The sequence below is a fragment of the Streptomyces sp. NPDC015139 genome, from assembly GCF_043079785.1.
In the GTDB taxonomy this organism is placed as follows: Bacteria; Actinomycetota; Actinomycetes; order Streptomycetales; family Streptomycetaceae; genus Streptomyces; species Streptomyces albidocamelliae.
Window position 1 is genome coordinate 692,170 of sequence record NZ_JBIBUW010000002.1, and the last position, 16,166, is coordinate 708,335.

The window sequence follows — 16,166 nt, forward strand, 5'->3', positions numbered from 1 at the left end:
CGGTCAGCTGAGACCGACTCAGATGTCGAGGAAGCGGACGTCCTTGGCGTTGCGCTGGATGAACGCGCGTCGGGCCTCGACGTCCTCGCCCATCAGGACCGAGAACAGGTCGTCGGCCTGGGCGGCGTCGTCGAGCGTGACCTGGCCGAGGACGCGGTGCTCCTGGTCCATGGTGGTCACCCGCAGCTCCTCGGCGTTCATCTCGCCGAGACCCTTGAAGCGCTGGATCGAGTCCTCGCGGACGCGCTTGCCGCGCTGCCGCCCCATCTCGATCAGCGCGTCGCGCTCGCGGTCCGAGTACGCGTACTCCGTGTCGTCCCGGCCCCACTTGATCTTGTAGAGCGGCGGGCGGGAGAGGTACACGTGTCCGGCCTCGACCAGCGGCCGCATGAAGCGGAACAGGAAGGTCAGCAGCAGGGTGCTGATGTGCTGTCCGTCGACGTCGGCGTCCGCCATCAGGATGATCTTGTGATAGCGGAGCTTCTCGATGTCGAAGTCCTCGTGCACGCCGGTGCCGAAGGCGGAGATCAGCGCCTGGATCTCCTGGTTCTGCAGGATCTTGTCGATCCGGGCCTTCTCGACGTTGAGGATCTTGCCGCGGATCGGGAGGATCGCCTGGTACTGCGGGTTGCGGCCGGACTTGGCCGAGCCGCCGGCGGAGTCACCCTCGACGATGAAGATCTCGCACTTGGTGGGGTCGTTCGACTGGCAGTCGGACAGCTTGCCGGGCAGGGACGCCGACTCCAGCAGGCCCTTGCGACGGGTCAGGTCGCGGGCCTTGCGGGCCGCCACGCGCGCGGTGGCCGCCTGGATGCCCTTGCGGATGATGTCGGCCGCCTCGACCGGGTTGCGGTCCAACCAGTCGTTGAGGTGCTCGTAGACCGCGCGCTGCACGAATGTCTTGGCCTCCGTGTTGCCCAGCTTGGTCTTCGTCTGGCCCTCGAACTGCGGCTCGCTCAGCTTGACCGAGATGATCGCGGTCAGACCCTCGCGGATGTCGTCACCCGTGAGGTTGTCGTCCTTCTCGCGCAGCAGCTTCTTGTCGCGCGCGTACTTGTTGATCAGCGACGTCAGCGCGGCACGGAAACCCTCTTCGTGGGTACCGCCCTCGTGCGTGTGGATGATGTTCGCGAAGGAGTACACGCCCTCGCTGTAGCCGCTGTTCCACTGCATCGCGACCTCGAGGGACAGGCTCTTGTCCTTGTCCTCCGCCTCCAGGTCGATGACGGTGGGGTGGACCGCCTCCCCCTTGCGGGAGTTGAGGTACTTCACGAAGTCGACGATGCCGCCCTCGTAGTGGTACGTGACGGTCTTGACCTCGTCCTTCTCGTCCGCACCCGCCTCGTCCGCCCCGGCGGTGGCCTTCGCCGACTCGCGCTCGTCGGTGAGCTTGATCGTCAGACCCTTGTTGAGGAACGCCATCTCCTGGAAACGCCGTGACAGCGTCTCGAAGGAGTACTCGGTGGTCTCGAAGATCTCCGCGTCGGCCCAGAAGGTGACCGAGGTGCCCGTCCGCTCGATCGCCTCGTGCTTGGCCAGCGGCGCCGTGGGGACGCCCATCTTGTAGTCCTGGGTCCAGCGGTGGCCGTCCGTCCTGACCTCGACGGACACCTTGGACGACAGGGCGTTCACGACGGACACGCCCACACCGTGCAGACCGCCGGAGACCGCGTACCCGCCGCCGCCGAACTTGCCGCCCGCGTGCAGCACGGTCAGCACGACCTCGACGGCCGGCTTGCCCTCCGAGGGCACGATGCCCACGGGGATGCCGCGGCCGTTGTCGACGACGCGCACCCCGCCGTCGGCGAGGATCGTCACGTCGATGGTGTCCGCGTAACCGGCCAGCGCCTCGTCGACCGAGTTGTCGACGACCTCGTACACCAGGTGGTGCAGGCCGCGCTCGCCCGTGGAGCCGATGTACATGCCGGGCCGCTTGCGGACCGCGTCCAGCCCTTCGAGCACGGTGATGGCGCTGGCGTCGTAGGAGGCGGAGGCCGGGGCCTCGCCGTTCACGCCGGCGTCGGTGGACGGGATGTTCTCGTTGGGGTTGCCGGAATCGGCCACGAAGCGCCCTTTCTGGCACAGCACGAGCCGGGCTCGTCGGCAGGTTGCCGGAGCGGCTGCGGCATGTTGCGTTGGTAAGCCTTGATCAGCGTTGCTCAGCTTTTCCCGGGCGGTCCCCACGTTGGGGCGGGATTGTCTTCCAGTCTACCGGTAGCGCTGACATCGATGGGGGTTTGCCGGTACCTGAGTCCCCATGTGCCGCCCTCAACCGGTCTCCACCGGGTCCCGATATGCGGATGGGGGCTCCAAGGGGCTCACAGCGGCATTCAGCGCTTCGAGCCGTCAACCCTTGGCTACTGGCGGGTCAGATGGCCGTCGTGGCGCGAACGGGTGGTGATCCACACCGGTGTGCGCAGGTACGACGACATGCCCGCGCGACCGCGGGACGTGAGGTACGTCACCCGTACGTATCGCCCGGTCCGGTGCTTCCCGGAGCCCTCAGCGGGCCGTAGCGGCGGGCCGGGCCGCCCGGATTGAGCACCTTGATCATCCGCACCGTGCCGTGCCCGAGATCCTCGTTGAGCCGGGCCACCAGCGTGGGGGCGAGCACCCGCAGCTGGGTCGCCCACGCCGTCGAGTCGCACTGCACCGTCAGCACGCGCTCGTCCTCGTCGTAGCGCTGCGGCACACAGTGGTTCGCCAGGTCCGCGCCGACGATCTGCGGCCAGCGGCCCATCACCCCGCCGACCGCCGCGGGCGTCTCCCAGCCGCGCTCGGTCAGCAGCCGGTTGATCGCCGCGCCCAGCGCCATCGGGTCCCGGCCGTCGGCACGCGCCCCGGAGCGCAGGCCGCCGCCGCGCCGCGCCTGCTTCTTCTGCCGCGCCGCGTCCCCACGCGCGCGTGCCTGCTCCTTCGCGGCGCGCAACGCCACGCGCGCGAGGTCGACGCCGGAGGGCTCGGTGCCGCCCGGCTGCTTCCCACCGGAGCGGTCCTCGCCCACGGGGGGCCCGGGTTCGCCGGTGCTCATACGCGTTCCACCGTCCCGTCGGCCACCGCGTAGCGCGCCCCGGCCAGCACGTGCGGAACGTCGTCGTCCACCGCGGCGGTGACCAGCACCTGCTCGCCGGGCGCGACCAGTTCGGCCAGCCGCTCGCGCCGGCGGACGTCCAGCTCGGCGAAGACGTCGTCGAGGATCAGCACCGGCTCGTTGCCCTCGGCACGCAGCAGGTCGTACGAGGCGAGGCGCAGTGCGAGGGCGTAGGACCAGGACTCGCCGTGCGAGGCGTACCCCTTGGCGGGCAGCTGCCCGAGCTTGAGGAGCAGATCGTCGCGATGCGGGCCCACGAGGGTGACACCCCGCTCGATCTCCTGCTTCCGCGCCTCCTCGAGCGCGGCCGTCAGCTGCGCGTACAGGTCCTCGCGCGTGTGCGCGTCACCGGGCGCGGACGGCTTGTACTCCAGCGCGACCGGTCCGCCGCCGGGCGCCAGCTGCTCGTACGCCTTGTCGGCCAGCGGCTGCAGCGCGGCGATCAGGTCCAGACGCCGGGCGAGCAGCTCGGCACCCGCGCGCGCGAGGTGCTGGTCCCACACGTCGAGGGTGGACAGGTCCATGGAGCGACCGCCGTGCCGGCGGGCCAGGGCCGCGGACTTCAGGAGCGTGTTGCGCTGCTTGAGCACCCGCTCGTAGTCGGAGCGCACCCCCGCCATCCGGGGGGAGCGCGCGGTGATCAGCTCGTCGAGGAACCGCCGCCGCTCCCCGGGGTCCCCCTTGACCAGCGCGAGGTCCTCGGGGGCGAACAGCACGGTCCGTACGATGCCCAGCACGTCCCTCGGTCTGACCTGCGAAGACCGGTTGATCCGGGCGCGATTGGCCCGGCCGGGGTTCAGTTCCAGCTCGACCAGCTGCTGCCGCTCACCCTGCCGGACCTGCGCCCGGACGACCGCCCGCTCGGCGCCCATGCGGACCAGCGGCGCGTCGGAGGCGACCCGGTGGCTGCCCAGGGTCGCCAGATAGCCGACGGCCTCGACCAGGTTGGTCTTGCCCTGTCCGTTGGGCCCGACGAACGCGGTGACGCCCGGGTCGAGCGGGACCTCGGCCCGGACGTACGAGCGGAAGTCGGCCAGCGAAAGATGCGTGACGTGCATGGTCGTTCCGCCGGCCTTCCTCGGTGCGCTGTCGAACTGTGGATCCCGGGCTCGCGGACGCGGACCTGTGGATCCCCGGGTGTCCCTGTGGACTACTTCTTCTCTACGGCGTGGCCGCCGAACTGGTTGCGCAGCGCGGCGATCATCTTCATCTGCGGCGAGTCCTCCTGACGCGAGGCGAACCGCGCGAACAGCGACGCGGTGATCGCCGGCAGCGGCACCGCGTTGTCGATCGCGGCCTCCACGGTCCAGCGTCCCTCACCCGAGTCCTGTGCATAACCGCGCAGGCCGTTCAGGTGCTCGTCCTCGTCGAGGGCGTTCACCGCGAGGTCGAGCAGCCAGGAGCGGATCACCGTGCCCTCCTGCCAGGAGCGGAAGACCTCGCGGACGTTCTCCACGGAGTCGACCTTCTCCAGCAGCTCCCAGCCCTCGGCGTAGGCCTGCATCATCGCGTACTCGATGCCGTTGTGGACCATCTTCGCGAAGTGGCCCGCGCCGACCTTGCCGGCGTGCACCGCGCCGAAGTCCCCCTCGGGCTTGAGCGCGTCGAAGACCGGCTGCACCTTGGCGACGTGCTCGGCGTCGCCGCCGTACATGAGCGCGTACCCGTTCTCCAGGCCCCAGACGCCGCCGGAGACGCCGCAGTCGACGAAACCTATGCCCTTGGCGGCCAGCTCCTCGGCGTGCTTCTCGTCGTCCGTCCAGCGGGAGTTGCCGCCGTCCACGACCACGTCGCCGGGCTCCAGCAGCTCGGCCAGCCGGTCGACCGTCGCCTGGGTCGGCTCGCCGGCCGGGACCATCACCCAGACCACGCGCGGGCCGCTGAGCTTGCCCACAAGCTCTTCCAGGCTGTGGACATCGGCGAGATCCGCGTTGTGGTCGTATCCGACGACGGTGTGGCCCGCGCGGCGGATCCGCTCGCGCATGTTGCCGCCCATCTTGCCGAGGCCGACGAGACCGAGCTCCATCAGTTGTGTTCCTTAGGTCGCTGTGTGGCGTACAGGCACCTGCGTGCCGAGCCGAGCCTAAACCCGGACGGTCACGCACAGTTGTGGGCGTACGCGCTCATGCGAGGACCACCTGACCTGGGGCTTTTCCACAGTCGGTGAACAACCCGCCTCGGCCCGGCCGCAGCGCCGGTCACCCACAGGGGGCGCCCGGCGCTGTGCACAGCTGTGGACGGACGATCAGCCGCTGAGCCGCACCGGCATGATCAGGTACTTGTACGCGTCGTCGGCCTCGGCGTCGAGCGCCGGCTTCCCGCTGAGCAGCGCGGGCTTGGTCGACGTCGTGAACGACAGCTGGGCCACCGGGGAGTCGATCGCGCTCAGACCGTCCAGCAGGAACGTCGGGTTGAAGGCGATCGAGATGTCGTCGCCCTCCAGCTGGGCGTCGACCCTCTCCACAGCCTGTGCGTCGTCGCTGGAGCCGGCCTCCAGGATCAGCACGCCCTGCTCGAAGCTCAGCCGCACCGGGGTGTTGCGCTCGGCGACCAGGGCCACGCGCTTGACGGCCTCCACGAAGGGGGCGGTCTCGATCACGGCGACGGAGTTGAACTCGGTCGGGAACAGCGTGCGGTACTTCGGCAGGTCGCCCTCGAGCAGCCGCGTCGTCGTACGGCGGCCCGCGCCCTCGAAACCGATCAGGCCCTCGCCCGCGCCCGAGCCGGACAGCGCCAGGATGACGCTGTCGCCGCTGGTCAGGGCCTTGGCGGTGTCCTGGAGCGTCTTGGCGGGCACCAGGGCGACCGCGGAGACGTCCGGGTTCTCCGGCTTCCACAGGAACTCGCGGACCGCGAAGCGGTAGCGGTCGGTGGAGGCCAGGGTGACCGTGTCGCCCTCGATCTCGATGCGCACACCGGTCAGCACCGGGAGGGTGTCGTCACGGCCGGCCGCGATGGCCACCTGGGACACGGCGGCGGCGAAGACCTCGCCCGGGACGGTGCCCGTCGCGTTCGGCATCTGCGGCAGCGCCGGGTACTCCTCCACAGGCAGGGTGTGGAGGGTGAAGCGCGAGGAGCCGCAGACCACGGTCGCCCGTACACCGTCTGTGGAGATCTCCACCGGGCGGTTGGGGAGGGCGCGGGAGATGTCGGCGAGCAGACGGCCGGAGACCAGGACCGTGCCGTCCTCCTCGACCTCGGCCTCGACGCTCACCTTCGCGGAGACCTCGTAGTCGAAGCTCGACAGGCTCAGCTGGCCGTCCTCGGCCTTCAGCAGCAGGCCGGCGAGGACAGGCGCCGGCGGACGGGCCGGGAGGCTGCGTGCTGCCCACGCCACTGCCTCCGCGAGTACGTCGCGTTCCACCCGGATCTTCACCGTAAGCCGCCTCCTGCTGTTGCTACTGAGTCCTCCGACTCGGTGTCACCGCCCACTGCGAAGGGAAGGACACCGGGGACCAGTCTGACGCACCGCACTGACAGTAGGTGCCTGTCGGGGTCAAGTCGCTCCGGGGGGGCAGCCGGGCTCGAGACGGCGAGTTGTGCACAGGCCCCGCTTCGAAACGGTTTCCCAGCTATCTCTAGTCGGGAGTAGTAGTAGGGCCTGTGGATACCGTGGATAACCCCGTTTTCCCAGCTCAGGGCCCAAATTTTGTCCACTGCCCCTGTGGGTGGAGCCGGTGGACAACCCGGGGTGTCTGTGGAGAACAAGAAGTTCTGCACACACCGCCCACAGATCGAGGGCAGTTCTCCCCAGCTGCGTCCCCAGGTTTACCCACGTTTCCCACACCCCAACCCGGCACCTTCGTGTGACGCCTTTCACTCGACGCGGTGAGAGGGGGCGTCGGGTTGCCGAACAGTGGACAGCCATGTGGAGAAGCCGGCCGTCGCTGGGGACAACCGCCCCCAGCCTGTGGGTTGTCCGTGGACAACTTCGTACACAGCCTGTGGATCTCCGCTTCGTCCACAGTCTGTGGAGATCGTTCGTCCACGAATCCACAGGCACCTGAGCTGGGCGGACGCCCGGTGGACCGGCTCCCTGTGGACGCAGTTCGGGACAACTCCGCAGTCCCCAGTATGTGGACGGAAGAAAGTCACCGAATCTGTGGAGAGTGGCCGTAACCAGGCAGTTAATCGAACACCGGGTTGCGGTTCAGGGACGCCCCACGGCCCGCGGACCGCCCTTCCCTGGCCGCCGGGCACTGGTCGAGGACGGCCGAGTCGTGACGGTGGGTGGTCGTCGCGCAGCTCCTGGCGGGCGGCCCGGCGCCGCGCGGACAGGGGAGGGCACTGAGGGGCACGCCCGGGCGCGGGAGGGCCGGCCCTCGCCGCGTCGGCCGGCTCTGCGGCTCTGCGGCTGGGCATCTGTGCGGCTGTGCGGCGCAGGGTGGGAGGCGGGCACGCACGGCCCGGGGCCGCGGGCTCCCACCGGGCCGCGGCGACTCGGGACGGCCATGGTGGACGCCCGGCTCATGCCGAAGGGCGCCCCGGGACGTGTGTCCCGGGGCGCCCTTCGCTGTCGTCGGTGTCGTCGCCGGCCGGTGCGGGCCGGCGCCCGGCCGGGGGTCAGCCGTTCTTGATGCGGTTGGTCAGCTCGGTGACCTGGTTGTAGATCGAGCGCCGCTCGGCCATCAGCGCGCGGATCTTGCGATCTGCGTGCATGACGGTCGTGTGGTCGCGGCCGCCGAACTGCGCGCCGATCTTCGGCAGCGACAGATCGGTCAGCTCACGGCACAGGTACATGGCGATCTGCCGGGCGGTGACCAGCGCGCGCCCGCGCGAGGTGCCGCACAGGTCCTCCACCGTCAGCCCGAAGTAGTCGGCGGTGGCCGCCATGATGGCCGGGGCCGTGATCTCCGGCGCGCTGTCCTCGCCGCCGGGGATGAGGTCCTTGAGCACGATCTCGGTCAGGCCCAGGTCCACCGGCTGCCGGTTGAGCGACGCGAACGCCGTCACCCGGATCAGCGCGCCCTCCAGCTCACGGATGTTCCGCGAGATCCGGGAGGCGATGAACTCCAGCACCTCCGGCGGGGCGTTCAGCTGTTCCTGCACCGCCTTCTTCCGGAGGATCGCGATGCGCGTCTCCAGCTCGGGCGGCTGCACATCGGTGATCAGGCCCCACTCGAAACGGTTCCGCAGCCGGTCCTCCAGCGTGACCAGTTGCTTGGGCGGCCGGTCGGAGGACAGCACGATCTGCTTGTTGGCGTTGTGGAGCGTGTTGAAGGTGTGGAAGAACTCCTCCTGCGTCGACTCCTTGTCCGCGAGGAACTGGATGTCGTCGACGAGCAGGATGTCCATCTCGCGGTAGCGCTTGCGGAAGCTGTCGCCCTTGCCGTCGCGGATGGAGTTGATGAACTCGTTGGTGAACTCCTCCGAGCTGACGTAGCGCACCCGTGTGCCCGGGTACAGGCTGCGCGCGTAGTGCCCGATGGCGTGCAGCAGGTGCGTCTTGCCGAGCCCCGACTCCCCGTAGATGAACAGGGGGTTGTAGGCCTTCGCGGGCGCCTCGGCCACCGCGACCGCCGCCGCGTGCGCGAACCGGTTGGACGCGCCGATGACGAAAGTGTCGAACAGGTACTTCGGGTTCAGCCGCGCGGTCGGCTCACCCGGGCCGCTCGCCGGCGCGGGCTGCGCCGCCAGCGGGCCGGGAGCACCGGTCGCGGGCCCGTCCGTCCGGCCGTGGCCCCCGCGGTGCGCGGGGCCGCCGCCCGACTGCTGGTCGGGCAGCTCCCGGCGGACGGGGTCGCGCTGGTCGTACTCGGCCCGGGGCGGCTCGTACTCGGGGCGCCCCGAGTCGTAGTCCGGACGTGAAGGCTCGTACTCCGCGCGCGGGTTGTCGTAGTCGCCGCGAGGACTGTCGTACTCACGGGGCTTGTCGTAGTCGCCGCGCGACTGCGGCTGCTCGTACGACGGGCGGTCCGTGCCCTTCGGGCGGTAGTCCTGGGACGGCGAGCCGTAGGAGTCGGCCCTGGAGCCGTAGGAGTCGCGGCCGGAGCCGTAGGAGTCCTGGGAGGACGGCGAGGCGTACGGGTCGCGCTCGGGGAAACCGAGCCGCGGCTGCTGCCAGCCGTACTCGTCCTGCCCGGGACGCGGCCAGGCGCCGGGTTCGGGGCGCTGGTACTCGGAAGGGTAGGCGGGCCGGGCCGTCGGAAGCTGGTCGCGGTCGCCGCGGGACGGCGGCTCGCCGCCCGGCATCTTGTCGCCGGCGCGGTGGCGGCCGTAGCCCTCGTACGGTCCGGACGGCAGCTCCGGCTCCTCGTAGCGCGGCTTCGGCGCCTGCTGCACGGGGGGCGCCGCGGGAGCCGGCGGCTCGCCCGCGGAGTCGTCCACGGTGATCGCGATACGGATGGGACGCCCGCACTCACGGCTCAGGGTCTCGCTGACGATCGGTGCGAGACGGCCCTCCAGTACGTTCTTCGCGAATTCGTTCGGTACGGCGAGCAGAGCGGTGTCCGCGACCAGCGCCAGCGGCTGGCAGCGGCGGATCCAGTGCTCGTCCTTCACCTCGACACCCTGGCCCCGGCCCTCGCCCAGGAGCTGCTCGAGTACTCGTGGCCACACTGCGGCAAGATCGGCAGGTACGTCAGCCACAGGGCACGCTCTCTCACAGGTCCCACGAACGTGTGGTTCGCGGACGGGTCGGGATGGAATCCGGGTGGACGGGCGGGGGCAATACCGCTCGGGCGGGGATAAGGGAACGAATCGGAGTTCAGCCACGGTAGTCAGCGCGGCGGGTAGGGTTCAAGTTGTTGTCCCCAGCCTGTGGACAGTGTCTCCCGGTGACCCCTGGTTTGACCGGATGGCGTAGCCGCGCGTACCGTAACCAGGTCGAGTTGTCGATGGCTGCTGCCGCCTGCCTCCGATGGGCACAGATCACTACAAGGTGATCGGGAAGCGGTGCACTCGGGCGTGACGCGAGCTACTCGTGGGCGCACGGTGACAGCCAGGACGGCACCCCGCCACTACCGATTTTTTCTGGAGCCCCCGAGTGAGCAAGCGCACCTTCCAGCCGAACAACCGTCGTCGCGCGAAGACCCACGGCTTCCGGCTGCGTATGCGTACCCGTGCCGGCCGCGCGATTCTCGCGTCCCGCCGTAGCAAGGGTCGCGCCCGCCTGTCCGCCTGATTCCGATCAGGTCATGACGTCGTGCTGCCCACCGAGAACCGGCTGAGGCGGCGCGAGGATTTCGCGACCGCGGTACGACGAGGTCGCCGGGCTGGTCGCCCGACCCTCGTCGTCCACCTTCGAAGCGGTGCCACGGACCCGCACGCGCCTGGGGAGAGCGCTCCCCCGACGCGTGCGGGTTTCGTCGTGAGCAAGGCCGTGGGTGGAGCGGTCGTGCGCAACAAAGTGAAGCGCAGACTGCGCCATCTGATGCGTGACCGAGTCGCCCTGTTTGCCCCCGGTAGCCTGGTAGTCGTACGAGCGCTGCCCGGAGCGGGTGACGCAGACCACGCACAGCTGGCCCGAGACCTGGACGCCGCCGTCGAGCGGCTACTGGGAGGGGGCGCGCGATGAAGTACCCACTACTGGCTCTGATCAAGCTGTACCAGTGGACGATCAGTCCGCTGCTCGGGCCGGTGTGCAAGTACTACCCGTCGTGCTCCCACTACGGCTTTACGGCCATCGACCGGCACGGTGCGATCAAGGGAACGGCACTCACCGCCTGGCGCATCCTCCGGTGCAATCCGTGGTCGCTCGGCGGTGTGGACCATGTCCCCCCGCGCAAGCGTCCCCGGTGGCACGAAATGCTGCGCAACGCTTGGCGCGCACGCACGGGCGGGCCCTCCGCCGCCGAACCGGCCACCGAAGAGAAGCTCTCCCCCGAGCTTTCTCCGGGCCCGGCCGCAGAGACCTCGTCCCATGCCCAAGGAGCATGATTAGTGGACACGATTGCCAGCCTGTTCAGCTTCATCACGACACCTGTCTCATGGGTCATCGTCCAGTTCCACACGGTGTACGGCGCCATCTTCGGCCCCGACACCGGGTGGGCCTGGGGCCTGTCGATCGTGTCCCTGGTGATCCTGATCCGCATCTGCCTGATCCCGCTCTTCGTGAAGCAGATCAAGGCGACCCGGGCCATGCAGACGCTCCAGCCCGAGATGAAGAAGATCCAGGAGCGCTACAAGAACGACAAGCAGCGTCAGTCCGAAGAGATGATGAAGCTGTACAAGGAGTCGGGTACCAACCCGCTCTCCTCGTGCCTTCCCATCCTGGCGCAGTCGCCGTTCTTCTTCGCCCTGTACCACGTGCTCAACGGCATCGCGTCGGGCCAGACCATCGGCGTCATCAACGAGTCGCTGCTGGAGAGCGCCCGTAAGGCGCACATCTTCGGCGCCCCGCTCGCGGCGAAGTTCAAGGACAGCGCCGAGACGATCCACGCCCTCGGCGCCTCGGTCACCGACGTGCGCGTCGTGACCGTGATCATGATCGTCATGATGTCGGCGTCGCAGTTCTACACGCAGCGCCAGCTGATGACGAAGAACGTCGACACGACGGTGAAGACGCCGTTCATGCAGCAGCAGAAGATGCTGATGTACGTCTTCCCCATCATGTTCGCCGTCTTCGGTATCAACTTCCCGGTCGGTGTCCTCGTCTACTGGCTGACCACCAACGTGTGGACCATGGGCCAGCAGATGTACGTCATCCACAACAACCCGACCCCGGGTTCCAAGGCTCAGGCCGCCTACCTGGAGCGTCTGACCAAGCACGTCACGCACCACGGCAAGGTCAGCCGTCGCAGCGAGAAGACCATCGTCAAGGCGATCGTCGCCAAGGGCCGCGACCGCAACGAGGCCGAGCGCAAGTTCATCAACTCGCTGACCAAGGCCGGCCTCGCCGCCCAGTCCGACGGCAGCGTGGAGAAGAGCTCGGCCCAGGCCGCGATGGAGACCGAGGACGGCACGGCCACCACGACGGCCACCGCCGCGCGGCGCCAGCAGCCCAAGCGCCAGTCCAAGTCCCAGCGCCAGTCCGGTACGCCCAAGCAGGCCGACGACCCCCTCTCGCTGGAGAAGTCCGACACGCCTCAGGACGCCAAGCCCGCCGCTGCCCAGCAGCCGCAGAAGTCCGGCTCCGGCACCCGCAGCAAGGCCCAGTCCGGCCAGCGCAAGGGTGGCCCGCAGCGGCCCAAGTCCCCGTCCAAGAAGTAAGAAGGAGCCCATCCCGTGACGGAAGGCACCACCTCCGCCGCTGCCGAGGGAGCAGACACCCTCACCCGCCTGGAGCAGGAGGGTGAGATCGCGGCGGACTACCTGGAGGGTCTGCTGGACATCGCCGACCTCGACGGCGACATCGACATGGACGTCGAGGCCGATCGCGCCTCCGTGTCGATCATCAGCGACAGCGGCAGCCGCGATCTGCAGAAGCTGGTCGGCCGGGACGGTGAGGTGCTGGAGGCCCTGCAGGAGCTGACGCGCCTGGCCGTGCACCGGGAGACCGGCGACCGCAGCCGGCTCATGCTGGACGTCGCGGGCTACCGGGCCAAGAAGCGCACCGAGCTGTCCGAGCTCGGCGCCAAGGCCGCCGCCGATGTGAAGAACACCGGCGAGCCGGTGAAGCTCCAGCCGATGACCCCGTTCGAGCGCAAGGTCGTGCACGACGCGGTCAAGGCCGCTGGGCTGCGCAGCGAGTCGGAGGGCGAGGAGCCGCAGCGCTTCGTCGTCGTGCTTCCCGCCTGATCGGTACCTCACGTTCCACCGGCCCCGTCTGTTGAGCAGACGGGGCCGAACTTTGTCAGCCTGGTAGTTCTGGTGGCCGGTGTGTGAAGCGCCGGCGCTGTACGGAAGGACGGTCCCCGTGACGGAGGCAGCGGAGCTTCCCCCCGTGCCCGAAGAGGCGCGGGAAGTGTTTGGTGAGCGCTTCGCCGACGCGGTCCGCTACGCGGAACTGCTCGCCGAGGCGGGCGTGCAGCGCGGCCTGATCGGCCCGCGGGAGGTGCCCCGCCTCTGGGAGCGGCACCTGCTCAACTGCGCGGTGCTCTCCGAGGCGGTTCCCGAGGGAGTGACGGTCTGCGACGTCGGATCCGGCGCCGGGCTGCCGGGCATTCCGCTGGCCCTGGTCCGGGACGACCTGAACATCACCCTGCTGGAGCCCCTGCTGCGGCGCACGAACTTCCTCACCGAGGTCGTCGAGCTGCTGGGCCTGGACCATGTCACCGTGGTCCGCGGCCGCGCCGAGGAGGTCCTCGGCAAGCTGCCACCGGTCCACGTGGTGACCGCCCGGGCCGTCGCCCCGCTGGATCGCCTGGCCGCTTGGGGCATCCCGCTGCTGCGCCCGTACGGCGAGATGCTCGCGCTGAAGGGCGACACCGCCGAGGAGGAGCTGAAGGCCGCGGCCACGGCACTCAGCAAGCTCGGCGCGGTGGAGACCTCCATCCTGCACGTGGGCGAGGGAGTGGTGGATCCGCTGTCCACCGTCGTGCGCGTCGAGGTCGGGGAGAGCCCCGGTGGTGTGCGGTTCGCGGCGAAGCGGGCGAAGGCGGCCAGGGCGGGCCGGGCGCGCAGGCGCCGCTGAGTACGGCCGTTGTGCCTCGAACGTGACGACCATCACGTACCGGGCGTACTAATGAGCCGTGTTGATGCGTCCCGGGAACGAGACGTACTCCACACAAGCTGCCGAACCTACGCAGGACGGAGTGTCGCGAGGGTCCGGTCGCGGCCGCTGTGCATCGTGTTTCACGTGAAACGTCGCTCACTGTTGCACGGCATCATCAGCCGCGGTCGGGCTGCGGCCGAACCGCGTGACCGCAAGCCTCTCGGTTCTCTAGGAGATGACACCCCCGCTGCGGGCGCTCCCTCCCCCTCACGGGGGGCGGAGCTGTCCACAGAGGTGGATTTCTCCACAGAAGACCAGGCCTCACTGGTTCATGACCCCGAAGACATGGGAGGCTCTGTTCATTGCGAGCCTGAAGTCGAGGAGAGTGAATCCTTGCGGTCCGACGCCAACATCGCGGGACCGATGACCGATCCGGTCCCCGGTCCCCGTACCGAGTCGATGGGAGCGGATGTTTCACGTGAAACACCGCCCCCGATGGACGACACTCCCATCGGTCGTGCTGCCCAACTGGCGGTAGAGGCTCTTGGCCGCGCAGGCGAAGGCCTGCCGCGACCGGAGCAGACCCGAGTCATCGTGGTCGCCAACCAGAAGGGCGGCGTGGGCAAGACGACGACGACCGTCAATCTTGCTGCTTCGCTGGCTCTGCATGGCGGCCGTGTCCTGGTGATCGACCTCGATCCGCAGGGCAACGCGTCCACGGCCCTCGGGATCGATCATCACGCCGAAGTTCCCTCGATCTACGACGTCTTGGTGGACAGCAGGCCGCTCGCCGAGGTCGTCCAGCCGGTCCCGGATGTGGAAGGCCTCTTCTGCGCCCCCGCCACCATCGATCTCGCGGGTGCGGAGATCGAGTTGGTGTCGCTGGTGGCCCGGGAAAGCCGGCTGGAGCGCGCGATCCAGGCGTACGAGCAGCCGTTGGACTACATCTTGATCGACTGCCCGCCCTCACTGGGGCTGCTGACGGTCAACGCGTTGGTCGCGGGGCAGGAAGTCCTCATCCCGATCCAGTGCGAGTACTACGCGCTGGAGGGCCTCGGCCAGCTGCTGCGCAATGTCGACCTGGTGCGAGGGCACCTCAACCCCACCTTGCACGTGTCGACCATCCTGCTCACCATGTACGACGGCCGGACGCGACTCGCCTCGCAGGTCGCGGACGAGGTGCGTACCCACTTCGGTGACGAGGTGCTGCGGACGAGCATTCCCCGCTCGGTCCGGATCTCCGAGGCACCGAGCTACGGGCAGACGGTGCTGACCTACGATCCTGGATCGAGTGGTGCGCTGTCCTATCTTGAGGCGGCCCGAGAAATTGCGCTGAGGGGCGTGGGCGTCAGCTACGACGCCAGCCAGGCCCACATCGGCGCCCAGAACGACCCGAGCATGGTGGAGGGGATCCAGTGAGCGATCGACGGAGGGGGCTGGGCCGTGGACTCGGCGCGCTGATCCCCGCTGCCCCGACCGAGAAGACGCCGCCCCCGGCCGCCATGGGAGGCGGAGCGTCCTCCTCTCCCGCTGCCGTGCCGCTACTGACGACCGACCGCGGTGTGGCCGCGGCGAAGGTGGCCACGCTGCCGCCCGTCGTCCAGGAGGCCGAGGAGTTCCCGGCGAGCCCGCTGGCGGAGACACCCGAGCCTCCGGTGGGTGCCCACTTCGCCGAGATCCCGCTCGACGCCATCACGCCGAACCCGCGGCAGCCGCGTGAGGTCTTCGACGAGGACGCTCTGCAGGAACTGGTGACCTCCATCCAGGAGGTCGGTCTCCTTCAGCCTGTCGTCGTACGGCAGCTCGGCCCCGCCCGCTATGAGCTGATCATGGGCGAGCGGCGCTGGAGGGCCTGCCGTGAGGCCGGCCTGGAGGCCATCCCGGCCATCGTCCGGGCCACGGACGACGAGAAGCTCCTCCTGGACGCGCTGCTGGAGAACCTGCACCGCGCGCAGCTGAACCCGATCGAAGAGGCCGCTGCCTACGATCAGCTGCTGAAGGACTTCAACTGCACGCACGACCAGCTGGCCGATCGGATCGGACGGTCCCGTCCTCAGGTCTCCAACACCCTGCGTCTGCTCAAGCTCTCGCCGACCGTCCAGCGGCGGGTGGCCGCCGGCGTGCTCTCGGCCGGCCACGCCCGGGCACTGCTGTCGGTCGAGGACTCGGAGGAGCAGGACCGGCTGGCGAACCGCATCGTGGCCGAGGGTCTGTCGGTGCGGTCCGTGGAAGAGATCGTGACGCTGATGGGCTCGCGGCCCCAGCGAGCCACGCGTGCCAAGGGCCCGCGGGCCGGCTCCGTCCCTTCCCCGGCGCTGAACGAGCTGGCCACCCGGCTCTCCGACCGGTTCGAGACGCGGGTAAAGGTGGAGCTGGGCCAGAAGAAGGGCAAGATCACCGTGGAGTTCGCCTCCCCGGACGATCTTGAGCGGATCCTGAGCACGCTCGCCCCCGGCGAGAGGCTGGCCCTCCAGAGGAGCCTCCGAGAGGACGCGCCCGAGGAGACAGAGGACTGATTCCTCAGGCGATGCCGCCTGGCAG

The 16,166-nt window shown here is 69.2% G+C and carries 14 protein-coding genes; 8 read left to right on the plus strand and 6 right to left on the minus strand.

The window, feature by feature from the left end; all coding sequences use genetic code 11:
- Positions 1–18: 18 nt before the first annotated feature.
- The 6 genes from gyrB to dnaA form a co-directional block, all read right to left on the minus strand.
- Positions 19–2,088: a DNA topoisomerase (ATP-hydrolyzing) subunit B gene (gyrB, locus tag ACF08B_RS07670; protein ID WP_392316530.1), complete on the minus strand. Its 2,070-nt coding sequence runs from the start codon at positions 2,086–2,088 to the stop codon at positions 19–21.
- Positions 2,089–2,461: 373 nt separating this feature from the next.
- Positions 2,462–3,031 (minus strand): DUF721 domain-containing protein, encoded by a 570-nt coding sequence (locus tag ACF08B_RS07675; RefSeq protein ID WP_392316531.1) that lies wholly within the window; start codon positions 3,029–3,031, stop codon positions 2,462–2,464.
- Positions 3,028–4,149: a DNA replication/repair protein RecF gene (gene recF, locus ACF08B_RS07680; RefSeq protein WP_392316532.1), complete on the minus strand. Its 1,122-nt coding sequence runs from the start codon at positions 4,147–4,149 to the stop codon at positions 3,028–3,030. Before recF ends, ACF08B_RS07675 begins: the two co-directional genes overlap by 4 nt.
- 92 nt (positions 4,150–4,241) lie before the next feature.
- Positions 4,242–5,117: a phosphogluconate dehydrogenase (NAD(+)-dependent, decarboxylating) gene (gene gnd / locus ACF08B_RS07685; RefSeq protein ID WP_392316533.1), complete on the minus strand. Its 876-nt coding sequence runs from the start codon at positions 5,115–5,117 to the stop codon at positions 4,242–4,244.
- Between the two features lie 219 nt (positions 5,118–5,336).
- Complete coding sequence (gene dnaN, locus ACF08B_RS07690) at positions 5,337–6,467, minus strand: DNA polymerase III subunit beta (protein WP_073887369.1); 1,131 nt, start codon at positions 6,465–6,467, stop codon at positions 5,337–5,339.
- A 1,187-nt stretch (positions 6,468–7,654) separates the two neighbouring features.
- Entirely contained in the window at positions 7,655–9,679 is a 2,025-nt protein-coding gene (gene dnaA / locus ACF08B_RS07695) for a chromosomal replication initiator protein DnaA (protein ID WP_392316534.1), read from the minus strand.
- A gap of 397 nt (positions 9,680–10,076) precedes the next feature.
- On the opposite strand from dnaA, the gene rpmH reads away from it, so the two are divergent.
- The 8 genes from rpmH (at position 10,077) to ACF08B_RS07735 (ending at position 16,141) form a co-directional block, all read left to right on the plus strand.
- Positions 10,077–10,214, plus strand: coding sequence for a 50S ribosomal protein L34 (rpmH, locus tag ACF08B_RS07700; protein WP_003956500.1), 138 nt, complete (start codon positions 10,077–10,079; stop codon positions 10,212–10,214).
- A 21-nt stretch (positions 10,215–10,235) separates the two neighbouring features.
- Positions 10,236–10,607: a ribonuclease P protein component gene (gene rnpA / locus ACF08B_RS07705; protein WP_073887343.1), complete on the plus strand. Its 372-nt coding sequence runs from the start codon at positions 10,236–10,238 to the stop codon at positions 10,605–10,607.
- On the plus strand, positions 10,604–10,969 hold the full coding sequence (gene yidD / locus ACF08B_RS07710) for a membrane protein insertion efficiency factor YidD (protein WP_392316535.1): 366 nt from the start codon (positions 10,604–10,606) through the stop codon (positions 10,967–10,969). The genes rnpA and yidD overlap by 4 nt, the downstream gene beginning before the upstream one ends.
- Positions 10,970–10,972: 3 nt before the next feature.
- The gene (yidC, locus tag ACF08B_RS07715; RefSeq protein WP_392316536.1) at positions 10,973–12,241 is read left to right on the plus strand and encodes a membrane protein insertase YidC; all 1,269 of its coding nucleotides are present in this window, start codon (positions 10,973–10,975) and stop codon (positions 12,239–12,241) included.
- A 15-nt stretch (positions 12,242–12,256) separates the two neighbouring features.
- On the plus strand, positions 12,257–12,769 hold the full coding sequence (locus tag ACF08B_RS07720; RefSeq protein WP_392316537.1) for a protein jag: 513 nt from the start codon (positions 12,257–12,259) through the stop codon (positions 12,767–12,769).
- A 118-nt stretch (positions 12,770–12,887) separates the two neighbouring features.
- Complete coding sequence (gene rsmG, locus ACF08B_RS07725; protein WP_093476271.1) at positions 12,888–13,604, plus strand: 16S rRNA (guanine(527)-N(7))-methyltransferase RsmG; 717 nt, start codon at positions 12,888–12,890, stop codon at positions 13,602–13,604.
- A gap of 366 nt (positions 13,605–13,970) precedes the next feature.
- Positions 13,971–15,044 carry a ParA family protein gene (locus ACF08B_RS07730; protein WP_392316698.1) on the plus strand — a complete coding sequence of 358 codons (1,074 nt, stop codon included), beginning with the start codon at positions 13,971–13,973 and terminating at the stop codon, positions 15,042–15,044.
- Entirely contained in the window at positions 15,041–16,141 is a 1,101-nt protein-coding gene (locus ACF08B_RS07735; RefSeq protein WP_392316538.1) for a ParB/RepB/Spo0J family partition protein, read from the plus strand. Before ACF08B_RS07730 ends, ACF08B_RS07735 begins: the two co-directional genes overlap by 4 nt.
- Positions 16,142–16,166 lie beyond the last annotated feature (25 nt).